The 17,872-nt window shown below is 37.7% G+C and carries 15 protein-coding genes, 1 pseudogene and 3 riboswitches; of the genes and pseudogenes, 2 read left to right on the top strand and 14 right to left on the bottom strand.

The features are described 5' to 3' along the window. Positions 1–41: 41 nt before the first annotated feature. A riboswitch (cobalamin riboswitch) is annotated at positions 42–236 on the bottom strand. 231 nt (positions 237–467) lie between these two features. Then, the gene (locus tag ACOZBY_RS10520; protein WP_422762511.1) at positions 468–953 is read left to right on the top strand and encodes an NUDIX hydrolase; all 486 of its coding nucleotides are present in this window, start codon (positions 468–470) and stop codon (positions 951–953) included. 47 nt (positions 954–1,000) lie between these two features. On the opposite strand, the gene ACOZBY_RS10515 is transcribed toward ACOZBY_RS10520, so the two are convergent. From ACOZBY_RS10515 to metE, 6 genes are all read right to left on the bottom strand, one after another. Beyond that, the gene (locus tag ACOZBY_RS10515) at positions 1,001–1,819 is read right to left on the bottom strand and encodes an ABC transporter ATP-binding protein (RefSeq protein ID WP_012294586.1); all 819 of its coding nucleotides are present in this window, start codon (positions 1,817–1,819) and stop codon (positions 1,001–1,003) included. Positions 1,820–1,821: 2 nt separating this feature from the next. Continuing rightward, positions 1,822–2,595 carry an ABC transporter ATP-binding protein gene (locus ACOZBY_RS10510; protein WP_012294587.1) on the bottom strand — a complete coding sequence of 258 codons (774 nt, stop codon included), beginning with the start codon at positions 2,593–2,595 and terminating at the stop codon, positions 1,822–1,824. Between the two features lie 10 nt (positions 2,596–2,605). Then, positions 2,606–3,409, bottom strand: a complete 804-nt coding sequence (locus ACOZBY_RS10505) for an ABC transporter permease subunit (protein WP_281486439.1) — start codon at positions 3,407–3,409, stop codon at positions 2,606–2,608. 1 nt (position 3,410) lies between these two features. Continuing rightward, on the bottom strand, positions 3,411–4,364 hold the full coding sequence (gene nikB / locus ACOZBY_RS10500) for a nickel ABC transporter permease (RefSeq protein ID WP_036161745.1): 954 nt from the start codon (positions 4,362–4,364) through the stop codon (positions 3,411–3,413). A gap of 71 nt (positions 4,365–4,435) precedes the next feature. Continuing rightward, complete coding sequence (gene nikA / locus ACOZBY_RS10495; protein ID WP_036161748.1) at positions 4,436–6,055, bottom strand: nickel ABC transporter substrate-binding protein; 1,620 nt, start codon at positions 6,053–6,055, stop codon at positions 4,436–4,438. 144 nt (positions 6,056–6,199) lie between these two features. Continuing rightward, a riboswitch (cobalamin riboswitch) is annotated at positions 6,200–6,392 on the bottom strand. Between the two features lie 120 nt (positions 6,393–6,512). After that, positions 6,513–8,810 carry a 5-methyltetrahydropteroyltriglutamate--homocysteine S-methyltransferase gene (gene metE, locus ACOZBY_RS10490; RefSeq protein WP_036163729.1) on the bottom strand — a complete coding sequence of 766 codons (2,298 nt, stop codon included), beginning with the start codon at positions 8,808–8,810 and terminating at the stop codon, positions 6,513–6,515. Between the two features lie 273 nt (positions 8,811–9,083). Beyond that, positions 9,084–9,262: riboswitch (cobalamin riboswitch) on the bottom strand. 547 nt (positions 9,263–9,809) lie between these two features. Between metE and ACOZBY_RS10485 the strand changes: the two genes are divergently transcribed. Then, the gene (locus ACOZBY_RS10485; protein ID WP_080695201.1) at positions 9,810–9,956 is read left to right on the top strand and encodes a YrzI family small protein; all 147 of its coding nucleotides are present in this window, start codon (positions 9,810–9,812) and stop codon (positions 9,954–9,956) included. A gap of 382 nt (positions 9,957–10,338) precedes the next feature. Here ACOZBY_RS10485 and ACOZBY_RS10480 read toward each other — a convergent pair. From ACOZBY_RS10480 to ACOZBY_RS10445, 8 genes and pseudogenes are all read right to left on the bottom strand, one after another. Beyond that, positions 10,339–10,704 (bottom strand): annotated as a pseudogene (locus ACOZBY_RS10480) (DUF2785 domain-containing protein); the annotation flags it as partial. 98 nt (positions 10,705–10,802) lie between these two features. Then, the gene (locus ACOZBY_RS10475) at positions 10,803–11,858 is read right to left on the bottom strand and encodes an ankyrin repeat domain-containing protein (protein WP_422762247.1); all 1,056 of its coding nucleotides are present in this window, start codon (positions 11,856–11,858) and stop codon (positions 10,803–10,805) included. 186 nt (positions 11,859–12,044) lie between these two features. Further along, on the bottom strand, positions 12,045–13,115 hold the full coding sequence (locus ACOZBY_RS10470; RefSeq protein WP_080717357.1) for a DUF4085 family protein: 1,071 nt from the start codon (positions 13,113–13,115) through the stop codon (positions 12,045–12,047). A 665-nt stretch (positions 13,116–13,780) separates the two neighbouring features. Continuing rightward, positions 13,781–14,023: a hypothetical protein gene (locus tag ACOZBY_RS10465; RefSeq protein ID WP_422762245.1), complete on the bottom strand. Its 243-nt coding sequence runs from the start codon at positions 14,021–14,023 to the stop codon at positions 13,781–13,783. A gap of 97 nt (positions 14,024–14,120) precedes the next feature. Next, a complete protein-coding gene (locus tag ACOZBY_RS10460; protein ID WP_422762243.1) occupies positions 14,121–15,476 on the bottom strand; it encodes an NAD(P)-binding domain-containing protein in 1,356 nt (451 codons plus the stop codon). A 330-nt stretch (positions 15,477–15,806) separates the two neighbouring features. Then, positions 15,807–16,223 (bottom strand): arsenate reductase (thioredoxin), encoded by a 417-nt coding sequence (arsC, locus tag ACOZBY_RS10455; RefSeq protein WP_036161757.1) that lies wholly within the window; start codon positions 16,221–16,223, stop codon positions 15,807–15,809. A 12-nt stretch (positions 16,224–16,235) separates the two neighbouring features. Beyond that, positions 16,236–17,294 (bottom strand): ACR3 family arsenite efflux transporter, encoded by a 1,059-nt coding sequence (gene arsB / locus ACOZBY_RS10450; protein ID WP_036161760.1) that lies wholly within the window; start codon positions 17,292–17,294, stop codon positions 16,236–16,238. Then, on the bottom strand, positions 17,287–17,613 hold the full coding sequence (locus ACOZBY_RS10445; RefSeq protein WP_012294603.1) for an ArsR/SmtB family transcription factor: 327 nt from the start codon (positions 17,611–17,613) through the stop codon (positions 17,287–17,289). The genes arsB and ACOZBY_RS10445 overlap by 8 nt, the downstream gene beginning before the upstream one ends. Between the last annotated feature and the right edge of the window lie 259 nt (positions 17,614–17,872).

The raw sequence follows: 17,872 nt of genomic DNA, 5'->3' as shown, positions 1-17,872 counted from the left end.
TCATCATACAGTAGCTAACACCTCCCTATCCTCGTAGGTCAATTGATGCTTATTTAGTGGCAGGTCTCCTGACTTATCATCAACATTCCTATAACACCTTCCCGTTTTGAAGAACAAAACAGTGGTCTCGTTATGGAACTCCTACATACAGTTGCGGGACAGTGTTGGACTCACACCAACTTCCCTTTTAATCAAATGGAATCAAACCCATTTGAACCACCAAAATTTAGCATATTCAATTTGTCTTTTCACCTTAACATAGAGGTTTCCAAACAATCAATATAGGTAAAATTCAGAAAAGACTGATTATAAAAAGCTATTTTTCATTTTTGACGAACTATTCTGCATATTTAAGCATTATTTCGCTCAAAAAAAGATTGTTAATCAATCCCAATGGAGCTATATTTATGAAGTCTGCTTTAAAAAAGCGATTTGTTTTGCATTACGATGAAACGAGGAGTGACGGGATGGGCTATATAACTGAATTAAGAAAGCTTATCGGTAATAGACCAATTATAAGCGTTGGTTCGACAGTTCTTGTTGTTAATGATGATAAGAAAATACTCTTTCAACATCGTTCAGATACGTTGGATTGGGGATTACCTGGCGGTTCAATGGAAATAAACGAAACATTAGAGCAGGTTGCTGCTCGTGAACTTTATGAGGAAACTGGTCTCGTGGCTAAAGAGTTTGAGTTTATCGGTGTTTTTTCAGGACCTGATTATTACTACTGTTATCCGAATGGCGATGAAATCTATACAGTCATTCACCTTTATAGAGCTAAACATGTAAGGGGTGTATTGGAAATGAAGGATGGTGAGAGCTTAAGCCTCACTTATTTCAGTAAGGAAGAACTTCCGAGTAATATGGAACAGAGGACGGTCGCTCTCTTAAACAACCTAGAGGGCAAAATATGGGGGTTCGAAAGCTCCTTTACGAAGCTTTCCAAATAACAATGTAAGAATTTTAATAAGGACTTTCTTCGCAAAGACATTTCAGATCATTCCAAACTAGTATTCTTGTGAATTCTTTCGCGAGGGTGACTGGGCAAAATCGCGTTGTATAGCTCAAGTGATGCGGAATGCTTAAATGGTTCACCTTTCATGATTTCCTCTACTAGCTGACCATTTTGCATGACGAGGATGCGATCTGAAATAAAGCGTGTAGCCTGTAAGTCATGAGAAATGAAAATGTATGCAAGTTGCAAATCCTTTTGTAGTGTCTGTAGTAATTGAATGATTTGTTTTCGCAAAATCATATCTAAACTACTAATGGCTTCATCTAAAACAATTAATTTTGGATGTAAGGCAAGCGCTCTTGCAATGTTCACACGCTGTTGTTGTCCCCCACTAAGCTGGGAAGGATACTTTTCGGCAATAGATTTTTCTAACTCTACATGATTAAGTAATTCCTTTACCTTATAGTGTCTCTCAGCTGAGCTATAATGCTCGAAATTTAGGTACGGTTCCTCTAAAATTTGAAAAATAGTGTGCTTTGGATTTAATGAATGATAGCTATTTTGGAAGACTGCTTGTAAATCTCTCCGTATCATTTTTTTCTGTTGGCTAGTGGCATCATAAAGATTAACCCCTTGAAATAGAACCTCACCGGCTGTTGGCCTTTCCATTCCTAATATAATTCGGCCCAATGTACTTTTTCCTGAGCCACTTTGTCCAACAATGCCTAAGCATTCCCCCTCCTGAAGTGAAAATGATACTTTCTGTAATACAGGAGCATCCTGTCTTCGCTTGAATATGAACGGTCTATGTGCATAGTTCTTCTCAATATTTCTCACTTCTAGTAGCTTCAATTTTTTCACCTCTAAAACATCATTCGGGATTGTAATAGTTTCTTTGTATAAGGATGCTGTGGTGCATCAAAAAAATCATAGACATTCGCTTGTTCAATTAGTTCCCCCTTATACATCACGGCTACATCATCAGCTAGTTCAGCAATAACGCCTAAATCATGCGTCACAAGAAGTATGGCTGCCTGTGTTTCCAGGCGAATCCGATCAAATAATGTCAATACCTGTTTTTGGTTGACTGTATCAAGAGCTGTCGTTGGCTCATCAGCTATGTATACCGAGGCTTGAATTGCGAGTGACAAAGCAATCATTACACGCTGTAGCATTCCCCCACTTAATTGGAATGGATAATAGTGTAAAAGTTTCTCGGGATTAGGTAAATTAACTTTTGACATGCTTTCCATAGCAATTTGTCTAATTTCATTTTTAGTTATAACAAAATGAGCCTTTAATGATTCACGAAAATGACTTTCAATGGTTTGCACACGGTCAAAGGCAGTCGAAGGATTTTGCATAATAATAGATAGATGTCTTCCACGATAAGCTCTCATTTGAGCAGCATTTATCTTCAATAAATCTTGTTGATGGTAGAATATGTGCCCTTTGATAATCTGCGCTCTAGACGGTAAGGCTTGCATGATAGCTTGGCAAAGCATGGTTTTCCCACTACCGCTTTCGCCAATAATCCCCAAAACGCGGCCTTGATAGGCTGTCAGATGAATGGCGTTTAAAATATTTTGTTCTCCAATTTTGACCGATAAGTCTTTCACTTCTAAAACTTTTTTCATAACTTCCCCTTTACTGGTCAGGCGTCTTTAAACTACTTGCCAAAACATTACATACTAGGACAACTAGAACGATAGTAAGCCCAGGATATAGCATTAATTCGGGATGTTGGCGGATATATTGCTTCCCTTCATTTACCATCATTCCCCACTCAGGAGTGGGAGCCTGCACGCCAAGCCCTATAAAGGAAAAGCCTGCAATCTCTAAAATAACCTTTCCCATATCTAATGCAACAATCGTTACAATAGGAGGCCAAACATGAGGGAGATAGTGACGAATAATTAATTTCACACCTGTAGTACCGCTTATTCTTGCCGCTAGAATAAAATCCTTTTCATTCATGCCGATAAATAAACTTCGAATTAGTCTTGAATAATAAATAAGCTGTGTCAAAATAAGTGCGATTAACACATTTTTTAAGCTTGGCCCTAATACACCTAAAAGCCCAAATGCTAGTACAAGTGTTGGAAAAGCTAATAAAATATCGCATATCCGAATAAATAGCGCATCTATTATACCTCTTTTTAAAGAGACCCATGCGCCCAACAGGATCGCTACTACAATAGCAACTATTTGTATGACGAGCGCCGCACCTAAAGAATACCGAATCCCTAAAAGCAATCGTGAGAAGACACATCTTCCTAATTGGTCTGTTCCTAATGGATAGTCCCATGAAGGTGCTAAAAATTTCTTAGAAATATCGACTGCTAAAGGGTCATGAGGCATCATGATTGGGGCAAACAGTCCTAGTAAACCAATGATGATTAGTATAGTGAGACTCATAAATCTTCTCATATGTATACGTTCTAAGTTCACTTTACTCTCTCCTATTCTTCATCATCAGATGAGGATCCAATAAACGATGCAATACATCTGTGCCTAGATTGGCGAGCACATAGATGACAGCGATCACCAACACATAGCATTGTACAACGGGGTAATCACGATTCGTTATGGATTCTATTAAATATCTACCGAGTCCAGGCCAACTAAATACTTGCTCTACAATGACAGCCCCACCTAGCAAATTTCCGAGTGTCATCCCTAACAAAGTTGATATCGGTATGGCAGCATTCCTCCCCACGTGTCGGATGAGAATGACCGATTTTTTTAAGCCTCTAAGCTGTGCATATTTTACATAGGGCTGCTCGTATTCTTCAATGATGGCAGAGCGGATAAACTGTGAGAACAATCCGATTGTAGGTAAAGCTAATGTGAAAGCTGGTAAAACTAAATGTGCTCCTGAACCTTTTCCATTCGTCGGAAAAATCCCAAGTTTTAAACTGAATAGATAAAGTAGGATAAACCCTAACCAAAATGTTGGAATGGAAACACTTAGGACTGTAAATAATCGAATGATTTTATCGATAAAGGAATGCTTATATAATGCGCTCACAACCCCTAATGGAATACTAAAGGTTAAAATAAGGATAAATGCTACTAAAGCTAATTCGATGGTAGCGGGTAGCTTAGCAAATAGCTCATCACCAACGGGTAATTTACTAACAAAAGATGTCCCAAAGTCTAGCTGTAAAACGCCTTTTACCCATAGCAGATATTGCATGATAAAAGGCTTATCTGTCCCTAATTCTTCTCGTAAAGCTTGTATAGCCTCTGGTGTTGGGGCTATTCTTGCAAGTCGAAGAATGACCTCTGCTGGTTCTACTGGTACGAAACGAATAAACACAAAGGTCAGAATAGATACGCCTACTAATACAAATGGAAGTGTGAGAATTCTTTTTACACAAAACATCCAAGTCGATTCGTACATGTCGTCACTTCCTATTTCATCCGATGATAAAAAGAGAGTTGTCCTGGTTCGACACACTCTCTCTTTCATACTTAGTTTTCTTTATCCATTTGTGCATATGGAATGTCATACTCAGAAGCACGTGGTGCAAAATCCTTCATATATGGTTGATAAATAACTTGATTCGTTTCATACGATATTGGATAGAACAATGCTTGTTTGTGGAACATTGTTAAAATATCCGTGTATAGCTGCACGCGTTCTTCTTCATCGGTCCCGACTAATAATTGATGTATGTTAGTATCGATTTCTTGAGTATTTGGTAAGCCTAATTTTGCTTCATAAACACCACTAGCATTTGGTGTAGCTGATTCATTTGCAAAGCTATGTGGATCAGTCGGCGGTCCATTAGTTCGCCAGAAGTTAATATCAACCTGATCATCCATTAATTTTTGCAGACCGACCATCACATCGGCGCCTTCAATATTTAACTGTACGCCTATTTTCGCTAGCTCGCCCTGCATTAACTCTGCCATAGGTTTTTGAATGGCATCAGTAGCAATATAGATTAAATCTAATGTAAGGGGTTGACCATTTTTTGAACGAATTTTTTCACCCTTCTGTAGCGTCCATCCCGCTTCATCTAGCAATTTCTGTGCTTTTTCAGGATTATATATAATGGGGGCTAAATCAATATTGGCATATGGAATTGCTTCCCAAAATAGCGTGTTAGCCACTTTTTCTGTACCATGTGTAATGCTTTCTACCATTTGTTCCTTATTGATAGCATATTGCATTGCTTGTCGAACCTTTAGCTCAGCTAACGGTCCAGACTGTGTATTGAACAGTAATGCTTTTGTAGACAGTGGCTCAGATGTAGCTGTTTTATATTTGCCACTATCTCTTAAATACGTATAGTTATCTAAGCTAATAACCCCTCGCCCATAAATGACATCTAATTCTTCATTTTCAAAGGCTAACGAAATGGATTCCGAATTTGGGATGATTTTAACCTTTATTTTATCTACGAGAGGCTTTTCTCCCCAATAATGTTCATTACGGCTAAATAAAGCATATTCATCTTTTTTATAGTCGGTTAAAACCCATGGCCCTGTGCCAATAGCTGATTGAATGGAATCATTTGTCTTATCGCCGTCTGGGAAGCCATTATCCCCTAAAAAACGGAATGGTCTGACAAAGGCTAATTCGTTTAACACAGGGTAATACGGTTCGTCTAATTGCAAACGTATTGTTGATTCATCTACTTTGACGACCTCTTTTATATGGTTGACCATGCCCATCCAAGAATGCATGTCACGATTCGCTAATACCGCATCAAAATTGCGAATCACATTATCAGCATTAAAGGCAGTCCCATCCGAATAGTTAACATCCTTGCGTAAATGGAACGTATAAGCAGTTTTATCCTCTGAGATGACCCAGCTTTCTGCTAGCTTTGGCGTAATTGTCCCATCATCGTTATACGCCACTAAAGATTCATAAACCATTGCTTGAGCAGTCATCTGATTTGGTAAATATGTATGGGGGTTTAATGGGCCTACATCTAATGGCCAACCAATCGTAATCATTTTTTCATCTGTCTGTTCAGTTGATGCTGAGTTTCCTTTGTCTTTTTCCGTGCTTGTACAACCTGCAAGAAAACTGAAGGTCAAAACAAGCATGTAAGGCAGTAAATACTTCGTCCATCTCATTTTTTATCTCCTATCTCTATTCCCTGTTCATATCTACAAATTGAATAGAAAGAAGGCATAAAAAAACCTTATTCTACAAGAATAAGGACAGATAAACCTACAATACGTAAGCTACCATCCATCTCCCTATCTTTCGTAGATCATCAATGAATCTTCTTACAAGCAGGCATTCTGGCTTATGAATCATCATTTTGCTTCACCTTCCCAAGAAAAAACTCAGTGGTCATCGAAACAAAACTCCTCATTTACAGCTGCGGGACAGCATGGGATTTACACCCATTTTCCTTTTAATCGAACGAAAAATAATTTCATTCAAACTTGTAATGCAATATTTGAAATTAGTAATAAACATAACATGCTCAAATGTTCACGTCAATTTTATTTTCTGAATATAATAAACAGATACAAAAAGACCAGGCAGATAACCTGATCTTTGCTTAACTCCTTTTATCTCTCGTTATCTCGATATAGATTCCTTCACCTCCTGACGCAATAGTTTGGTAGCAGCCACCATATTAGCTAAAGCCGCTATTGTTTCTGGCTCTTTCCTTGTTTTTAAGCCACAGTCCGGATTAATCCAAAATTGATGTTTGTCTAAAACTTGTAAACTATCTCTCATGATGGCTAACATTTCTCCCTCACTCGGCACACGTGGACTATGAATATCGTATACACCTAATCCAATCCCTTTTGTATAAGGATGCACTTGAAGTGAAGAAATAAGCTCTCCATGGCTTCGTGATGTTTCAATAGAAATCACATCAGCATCTAGCGCACTAATGGGTTCTATGAAATCGTTAAATTCGCAGTAACACATATGTGTATGAATTTGTGTTGTATCTTTTACACTCGAGGTAGCAAGTTTGAAGGCATTGATTGCCCAGTCTAGGTAAGCCCCCCAATTTTCTTTACGAAGAGGTAGCCCTTCTCTTAGTGCTGGTTCATCCACTTGAATAATGGAGATACCTGCCGTTTCTAGTGCTTTCACTTCCTTACAAAGTGCTAAAGCAATTTGATAGGCCACATCTTTCCGAGAAATATCATCACGTACAAAGGACCAATTTAAAATGGTCACTGGCCCTGTCAGCATCCCTTTGACAAAGCGCTTCGTTAAGCTTTGGGCATACGCTGACTCTTTCACGGTAATGGATGAAGTCCATTCAACATCTCCATAAATAATCGGAGGCTTCACACAGCGAGAACCATACGAAACCACCCATGCTTTTTCAGTAAAGGCAAAGCCCGTCAGTTTTTCACCGAAATACTCGACCATGTCTGTCCGTTCAAATTCTCCATGAACCAGTACATCTATATCCATATCCTCCTGCAAGTGAATCCAGCGCTTTGTTTCCAGTTCAATAAATGCTTCATAGTCTGTATTCGATATTTGTTTCTTTCGCCAAGCATTCCGATTTCTCTTCACCTCATCAGATTGAGGAAAGCTACCGATTGTTGTTGTAGGGAATAGTGGTAAGGCTAACGCCTGCTGCTGTAATTTTTGACGTTGACTAAAATCACTATGTCGCTCAAAATCCTTTGTGGAGACGGATTGAACGGCTTGCTGGATCATCTTATTTTGACGAATCGGATGATTTTTTAGTGCTTCAATGGCTTTCATACTTTCTGAGAAATTATGACGTCGAGTTCCGTTTTGACCCTTTCTATATTTAGTTAGCTCAGTAATCTCTTCGATTTTTTCATCGGCAAACGCCAGTGCTTGTTTGAGAACAGGGTCCAACTTCTTTTCAAATGAAGTAGATATTGGTACATGTTGCAGGTTACTTGAAGGTTGAATCCACAATTCCTTAGCATCACTTAGTTTTTCAATTGCTTGAATCATGGCATTCGCTTCCGCTAGGTTTGAACGCCATATATCACGACCATTGACCACCCCAATGGCTAAAACTTTATCTGGAGGGAAACCATATTGTCGAAGTGACTCCATATTCCCTTTATAGCCATGTACAAAATCTAAGCCAAATCCTTGTACAGGCAGTGTAATTAATGTTTCATAGGAGCATAATGCTTCAAAGTATGTTTGTAGCATTAGTTTTGCTGCTGGAACTGTCATCATCAATTGAGCATAGATTTCTTGAACTAGCTTCAGTTCTGCTGAGTCAAGTGTCGTCACTAAAGATGGCTCCTCTATTTGAATCCATTCGGCACCTGCATCTACTAATTCTTGAATAATCTGAGCATAGAGAGGTATTAAAGCTAATAAGTATTCGACCTGCGTTAATTTATTGTAGCCCTTAGTGAGCTTATAAAATGTATAGGGGCCAATAAGTGTCGGCTTCGCCATAATACCGAACGCTTCCTTTGCCTCTAAAAAGTCGGCTAATACCTTATTTTCTGTTAGCTGCAACGGTTGTCCTTCATACTCAGGAACAATGTAGTGATAGTTGGTATTAAACCATTTGGTCATTTCACTAGCTACTGCTGAATGATTTCCTCTCGCTACACTGTAGTAGGTATGTAAATCTACCCTTCCACCTTGCCAGTTAAAGCGCTTCGGTACTAAGCCGAACATTAAGGCAGTATCCAACATTCTATCGTACAATGTGAAATCTCCTACTGTCACCACATCTATGCCGAGTTGTAGCTGCTTTTCAATTCTTGATAAACGAATACTTTTTAGTGTAGCCTGAAAATCCTCTTCCGTTAGTTCTTGACGCCAAAATGCTTCTAATGCCTTCTTCCATTCGCGATCATCTCCGATATATGGGTAGCCAATGAGTGTACTAGTATAAGTCATCTTTCATCTCCCTTTCATCAAAAAAATTACTTCTAGCTTGCTCTACAAATTTGGTTATCCACATGCTAGTTTCGTTGCCCTATATGAAAACCAGTGGGATTCACTTTGCAATATTAGCATGATAAAAAGCCATTCTCCTTTTTGGAAAATGGCTGCATAGTAAAATTATTAATACAAAAACAATACGAAAAAAAAAGAACTTCCGTATACATCATCTGTTTTCGCACAGTGCCTATTGGTCACTATTCACCACCTATTTCCACGTAGGTATTTGGTGTGTACTAGAAATTGGCAGGTCTCCTGGCTTCTCATCAACACGTCTCACAGCCTTCCCAGTTTCCCAGTGGCATTTGTGATTTGCTCCGAATTACAGTTGCGGGACAGCGTCGGATTTGCACCGACTTCCCTTTTAAGCCAAACTTTCATCTGGCACCATTTCTTACACTATATTCAGTTATGCCCCTACTATACCATATATTTCAGAATAGTAGAAATTGTTTTTATATAAAAAATTATCTATTTACTTTGTTTTTAATTGTCAACAACTTGACCCTTACCCTTAGTGAATAATGCCTTAATGATGTTTGTTGGCTTTAAGACTACTATTTCTACTATTCGCTACCCCAAAAAATCAGATAACTAACAATGTAAAGCAGCAAAGAATTTTTCTAGACTTTTACACAATCAGGAAGTCTTAGTAAAAGTTGTTTACAAACAACTTAAAAAATGATATACTTACAAAGTAAAAAATTGTTAAGGAGGTCGAATGAAATGTTCGTTATCGCTAAATTAATGTCATTGGTAGTTACAACTTCAGTAAAAATGAAAATCACACATTCGACCAGATCGGAATGGATCGCTTAAGTTTTTTGTAATTAAGTATACCCATACCGCAGGGAGAAGTGTGCCCCTGCGGTATTTTTGTGTCTTTTTTCACCGTAGAGGAGTCTCTCTGCGGTTTTTTTCATTCCTCATGGTAATTTAAGGAGGTGATAATAAATGATGTTAAACATTTTTGCTCTTACGATAACTATTACAAAACGTGAGATTTCTATTGAAAAAGCACTTCAACATGAAAATGCGAAAAAAATCTTTGAAGAGAACAGAAGAAAAGTAGAAAATTATATTCGTATTCGTCAATATTAATGTTGTAATTTTAAAAAACAGGAGAGGTGGGAATAGAAATGATTTATATGATCAAAAGACGATATGCAGTTTTATGGCTGGAGAAAGACACAACCACCAGATGAAGTAATATTTTATAATCCCTGTAAAGCTAACCCGTTCTAATCTAGGACGGGTTGCTTCAGGAGATATTTTGCACATTTCAAGCGATTTTTTACACATACCACTTGTTGTAGTTTAAGAAAATGCGGCATTACAATGTTCGAAAAAGCGTAATTCCTCGATACTAAAATTGAATGTGGCAATTTAGCCTAATTCAATTATTCTACTCCATTAGCCATCCATGTAACAAAAAACAGCGCTTCTCAGCCAAATCCAAGGATTAGGACAACCCCTTAATCCTTTAACTGATAGAAAACCTGTTTAATTTTGCCTCAGTGCCAAGTATGGCAGTATTAAGCTCATTTCCTCGGCTATCTTGTCCCCTTCTGAAATAGAGACTGCGTAAAAAATTCTTGCTGTTCACGCGAGCAATCGCCTGACTGCGACTTCTCGGCAAATTGCAGCATTGCGCTAAGCAGCTAATCCAATCAGCAATTTCTTGATGTGGAAGTAATTCTTTGTCAATCATTGTATCCACGATATTGACCAACCGCTCATCATCCTCATCACTAAAAATATGTATTTCATTATGGAGCATGCTAGATATAGTGACAAGCACCTCACGTAGCATTGCAACGCTGCTCTCCTCGCACTGCACCAGATGCAACTAAGGGGTAATTTACCAAAGCCCTTCATTGCCGTTAAGTGCTTAGAAAAAGCGGATAGTATTGTTTATAAAAATGGTTATTGGATTCGTTAAATATGTTAGCGCTTATATTCGGGCTGTTCTAAAATAATTGGATTTGGATTGCTAAGTACCCATTGCACTGCTAACTCGCATAGTCTCGCAGGCTCCTTATCTCCATCACCTTTGTAAAGTTCTTTCGCTAAAGTGATAGATTCCTGAAGTGCAGCGGGATGTAATGGTGTACCTAAGCTAATGTAATGGTTCAAACTTTTGAGCATTTTACGAAAATCATTATCCCAGTTGATGCCGCCATTATGTAAAATTTCGTATGAGACTTTACCAGTAATACGAATAACCTCTCCTTGTACAGTTTGGGCATGTCCTTGCGAAGGAATTAGTAAATCCCAAAGTTCATTATGTTGTGCGTGCCAGCCCTTTGTACATACTGTTATTTTAGACTTACCATCATGCGTTTTTCGCTTCTCTACAGGTGAAACATCAAATAGCTCATAAAGACGGGAAAGTGCCTCATCCGTTTCTTTCAAATATTCTTTATTAAAACCTTCTCTATGAAATTCAAAGTCTTTTCCAATTCGCTTAATAGAATTTTTCATTTCCGGCGTTACAGCTATACCTGCGCTCAAAAAAATCTCAGAAACTTCCACTAGATCAACAATATTTATATTTCTGCATACTGCTAAAGCTTTGTCCAAAGGCGTCTCATTCAACATATTTACCGCGCTTATATTTGCTCCTTTAGAAACCAATGTGCGCACCACATTTGGTTTAAAAAAAGCAGCCGCAGCAAATAAAGGTGTTTCATTTTGATAATCCAAGGCTTCTATATCTGCATCTAACTCAAGAAGCAATTCAATATTCCCCCGCCAATTTATTGCCTGATTATGTAAAGCTGTTCTTTTGTAATTGTCTCTCGCATTTATATTTGCTCCCTGTTCCGCCAGCCAGCGAACCAATTCATCCGGTACATCGAAAAAGCTTAAGGCTGTTGTTTTACTATAACCGCCATATGCATCTAGCTCGCATTTGGTAAATACCTCTTGTAATGCCGCAATATCACCTGCTTCAATTAGTTCACTAAAATTTTTCGGTAACGTTTTTCTCTTCCTCGCCATATGTATTTTCCTCCTCACATTAGATTTTTGAATACAATTCATCACGTCATTTACTAACTATATACCATTCTATATTTTACCATGTTTTAATTTCTTTTTTGGCATGGAGGAGGGATTGGTTGTGTCAACTATCCATAATACTAAAAAAGGCTGTTCAATCATTGAACGTTTTGAACAGCACTCTTCTTATTCACTATGCCATTTCAGTTTTACATCCTCCTCTAAACAACCGAGTTGATTGAAATGATTGGCAATAATATTAAAATACATATTTTCATCTGTGTTTATATCGACTTTACGAAGCACATCATTAGCGATATATGCGGCATCTTTTCCTAATGCAAAGATTGTGTTGAAGGCACGCACACGTATATTTTGGTCTAAATCAAACATAGCAGATAACAGCTCATCAGCCGGTATAGGCTCACTAAAATGAGCATATGGATCTTCATAAGTAGCACAATAAATCCGCTCTCTTGCCTCCTCAAAAGTATCACCTAGTAATACTCCTCCAGCAAAAATCCCATTATCCGATTGCGAAATATTAGCCATATTAATCTCTACAAAATGCGTATCTTTTACAATATAATGTTTATCATCTAGGTTTAGTGCAATAACATAATCATCCCACGTAGCGACTCCTCCTGGTTCAATATAAACTGCAGGACGATACAAGTATTTTGCTGTCACATCTTTGAAGAAAATCGTACATTCAGCATAAGGGCTACCAAAACTAGATAAAACTCGTAAGGCATATCTACCTTCAAACTTTATTAGTTCGTCATACACGTAATAGCCTTCAAGATCACCCTCTATATGGGCATCATGAAAAACTAATTGGACCATTGACTCGACTGTAAACCCGTTACTCATATCTAATAAAAGCATAAAATTATTTCCTTGTTGCTCAGCATTCAAAATTTCTCCATCGTGCAATGATTGTGAAAAAACAGTTTTTGCAGACGAATGAAAGCTTTCCACAATTGCTTCACGCTCTTCATAAATAGCATTACTCTTAGTTATGAACTGCTCAATTGTCACATTGCACCACTCTTGAAACTCTTTCATTAAAGTATCATTTCCAAATAGAGTTCGTTCAATCATTCCGGATTGAAACTTTTGTGGTAAGACATCTATATACGCAGTTAAATACTCGTATAAATGATCTTCAAATTCGCCATCGAACTCCTCTTCAAATGGATATGTTTGTGCTGCGTTGAATACTTCCTGACGTTCACGTGTTAAGAAAAACATCATCCCACTCCTTTTAGCTGTAATGCCTGTTATTTAAAGTATATGAACGATAAAAAAATGTAGTTTTAAAGTGTCTAATATACAGGTTTCTATGCTGAGTACACACTCAGCATACTCTTGAAAAGTACTTATAGTAGACCTGTTTATGTATTGCATAAATAGCTGTTTAAAGAATATTTCATTGAATTCAAAATTTGGTTTTGGAAATTTATCTAAAATGAATATGTAGTGAATTTAGTACTATTTCTTAAAACATTATTTATTTTTGCCACAAGCCATCACGGCAGCTATTGAAATAATCACGCCCATACCCATTAAAAAAATAACATCTCCTCATTTCAAAAAAACAGCCCACCAAACCAAATAATACCAAATTTTCAGCCATTTAAAAGCTCGTAGTTGAATGTAATTTTATTTCTATACCCAGCTCTATATTTAAGAAAGTTTCTACACAAGTACTTCTTTAAGCATAAGACCCATTTTAATTATTTTCTCCATATAGTTTGATAAGGGTTATATAACACTGTAGCGAATAGCTAATTATTTTTATAATCATCTATAAAGCTAACCCGTTCTAATTTAGGACAGGTTGCTTCAGGAGATATTTTGCACTTTTCAAGCGATTTTTTACACATACAACTTGATGTAGTTAATGCGGCATTACAATGTTAGGGAAATTCTAATTCTATAAACGTCATTCCTCGATTTATCTTTTCATGTTGCATCGTAGACGACCGTGTAGAGACAGGGGAAATGCCAATCCAACCCTCTACCCCATTGTCTTCTTCTGCAACAAAACGCAATGTTGCATGTTGTCTTTCATCCCTTACCTGTTCACTTGGCACAATTATTTTAAAGGTTGCCAACCCTGTTTCGATTCCTTCTTTATCAATCTGTAATTCCTCTTTCAATCCTTCTTTTCCATTTTACGAATAATGAGTGTGTCCATCCTAATTCCCTCCTTATTATTTTAAAAGGACTGCTAGCTTTCGCTAACAGTCGGAATCTTTAACAACATGAATTTGATGGACCGGCAAGATTTATTCCACATACACCGGTTTCAGGTAACTCCAATTCCACACGTTTTGAAGCTTCTTCATCATCTGATAAAAAAGCTGTTATGGAACGAACTTGTTCGTAGCCTGTTGCCATTAAAAAAGTTGGTGCACGTCCATAGCTTTTAGCTCCGACTATATAGAAGTCCTTTTCTGGTTGGCGTAGAATTTCTTCTCCATGTGCTCTTACTGTGCCACAACTATGCACATTTGGATCAATTAATGGTGCTAAGGAATGCGCACTTTCAGTTGCTGAATCAATGGAAAGCCGTAATTCACTGTTAATTGAAAGGTCTGGTCTACTTCCTGCATTGACAATAAGCTCTTCAAATCCTGTTAATACTTTTTGTTCTCCGTTCATTGCACCAACAATATGGATGTTCTCAACTTTCTTCACCTGTGAGATATAGAAAGGTGTTATTACTTCAATCTTACCTGTATCCACTAATTCATGAATGCGAATACCAAGTGTGCCACGGGCTGCTAATGCATCTTTTTCTTCGCCACCATAGGCTTCTTCTACAGACTTTTTACGCATAATCCACACTAGCTTGGTTGCAGGATTCTCTGTTTGTAATTCTGCAAGCGCCAATAATGTATTAATAGCTGAATGACCACCTCCAATAACTGCAACCTTCTTATTGGCATATCTCTTAGTATTCGTAGCAATGTCTGGGATACCATATTCAATGTGATTGGCTAATGCCTTTTCACTTTGTAGCCATATACCTGTAGAATTTGCTGGGTTGGGATTTCCCCATGTACCCGTTGCATCAATAACTGCTCTCGCCTCAATCATACGGATGTCATTCTCTTGTTCAATATAAATAGTAAAGGGCTGTTCAACTCGATTTTTTGTCTTCATCTTATCATTCAACTGTCGTGAAATCCCTACTACTTTTGCGTTCAACTGAATGTTCGGCTTCATTTGTACTAGCTCAGAAAAAGGCTTTAAATAAAGATCAATTAATTCATGTCCTGTCGGTAACGTATCTAAATTAGGTGCTACCCATCCGGAGTCATCTAATAAAGCTTTAGCTGCTTTATTAATATTATATCGCCATGGTGAAAATAGTGTAACATGCCCCCAGGTACGAATATTGTGTGCTATTTCACGCCCAGCCTCAAGTAAAATAAATGCTTGCTTTTGTTCCACTAAATGAGCAGCTGCAGCTAATCCAATAGGACCTGCGCCAATTATGACAATCGGTAAATTCTTGTTGGATTTATTAACACTCTTCTGTACTTCAATATCCTTTTTAGTAGTACAACAAGAGCCATTTTGGTTGATTATATTTAGTGTTTTCATTATTACCTTCTCCTCTTTTTCTTTATATAAGCATTCTCTTATATATAATATATTTTTTACGTCTAGCAGTTAGCTAGACGTTTAAACTTTGCATGTGTAATTAACACATTTCACATATCGTTTATCAATTTCTTTTACAGCACTTTTAAATTGCAACCATGTCGAAGCGCCGTAACAATCCAAGGCTTCTTCAAAAAAATCAAAAGCGAACTCTTTGGCCTGACTCAATGTGTGCTCTCTACTATTCATAATAACTATTAAATAAGCGATAAAATAGTCTAGAGTTCATACGCTAGCATGAATCACTGTCATTTTTAATCCTCCATTCAATTACAGCTCATCAGCTACAAATTGCTCAATGCGTTTGCCGATTGCATCACGTACATTTTGGAATACAGTCCATTTCTCTTCATCTGTTCCTGTCGCTTTCGCTGGATCTTCAAATCCCCAATGCTCACGACGTACGTGCGGTGGAGTCATTGGGCATTTATCAGCGGCATCACCGCATAACGTAACAACTAATGTGGCATTGTTTAATGTCTCAAAATCAATTAAATCTGATGTGTGATCCGAAATATCAACCCCTACCTCTGCCATCGCTTTAATGGCCTTCGGATTTACGCCATGTGCTTCGATCCCAGCACTTTCTACAGTCCAATTAGTAGGGAGTAATTTTTTTGCCCATCCTTCAGCCATTTGACTTCGGCATGAGTTCCCCGTACATAAGAAATAAAGTGTATTTGTCATAAAAATTGCTCCTTACAATTCAACGGTTTTAAAGTATTTTTTCTGCCAACGTAAGGCAACCCATACAAGTCCGATGAGAACAGGTACTTCTACAAGTGGACCAATAACAGCAGCAAATGCCACGCCACTGTGAAGGCCAAACACGCCAACTGCCACGGCGATCGCTAGCTCGAAGTTGTTACTTGCAGCTGTAAAAGAAAGAGCTGCTGTGACAGGATAAGAAGCACCTGCTTTACGAGAAGAGAAGAATGACACAGCAAACATCACCACAAAGTAAATAAATAATGGAATAGCAATTCGCACTACATCAAGTGGCAGTTCTACTAATTGCTCACCCTTTAAAGCAAACATCATCATAATCGTAAATAACAGTGCAATTAAAGTAAGTGGTGAAATCTTTGGCAAGAACTTTTCTTCATACCACTGTTTCCCTTTTGTTTTAATCCCTATCCATCGTGTGAGGAACCCTGCAGCAAACGGGATACCTAAGTAAATAAGTACACTCTTAGTAATCTCCCACATAGAAATGGATACATGGAAATTCTCTAAACCAAACCAACCAGGCAATACATTTAAGAAAAAATAAGCAAAAATAGAATATGTCACGATTTGAAAGATGGAGTTAAAAGCAACGAGTCCAGCGACGTATTCCCGGTCTCCACGGGCTAAATCGTTCCATACAATGACCATTGCTATACAGCGAGCTAAGCCAATCATAATGAGTCCAGCCATATATTCAGGATAATCATGCAGGAAGATGATGGCTAAAAAGAACATTAAGAACGGTCCGAGTAACCAGTTTTGAAAAAGGGATAGCAAAAGCACCTTCCAATCCTTAAACACGCGCCACATTTCTTCATATTTTACTTTCGCTAATGGTGGATACATCATAACAATTAACCCTATTGCAATCGGTATGGACGTTGTACCAATAGACATGGCCTCTAATGCTTCGCCGATATTGGGCATGGTGATACTTAATACGACACCGATACCCATTGCAACGAATATCCAAAGGGTAAGGTAACGATCTAGAAAAGAAAGCTGTTTGGTTAAAGATTCATTACGCATGATCAGTCCCTCCTATATGGCAACAATCTGTGCCACAGTTGCACCCGTTTAAAGGTTGAATTTGTTCTAAAATCCCCTTCATCAGTGGCGTTTGATCCTCTACTAAACGGTAATGTTTCCAAGTCCCTACTTTTCGTTCCGTAATAATGCCTGCCTCCTTTAATTTTCGTAGATGCTGACTAACGGCTGGTTGTGATATTCCTAACACCTCCACAAAATCACATACACATACCTCCCCATTTTTCATGCATGCAAGTAATTTAATGCGATTCAAATCTGCTGCTGCTTTTAATTGTTTTTCAATTAGTGTATTTTCCATGTATCTGCACTCCTTATATAACTATTTACTTATATATTATTTTAAATAAAATCACCTAACCAATTCAGGTGAATAAATTTTTATATAACTATACACTTATATTATGTACACTGATTGGAAATTGCAATAAAAATTTTTATAGATATTAAAAATTATTGTGTTGTAAACAAAACAAAGCACCGCACCGCTTCTTAGTTACTGTGCTTTGTTTTGTTTAACCATTATTCCATTACTGTCTGACCAAAGTACATATTCATCC

Source organism: Lysinibacillus sp. NPDC056220 (assembly GCF_049315265.1).
Lineage (GTDB): Bacteria > Bacillota > Bacilli > Bacillales_A > Planococcaceae > Lysinibacillus > Lysinibacillus pinottii.
Note: the sequence above shows the minus strand (reverse complement) of the source record. Positions and strands in the feature narration are given on the sequence as shown.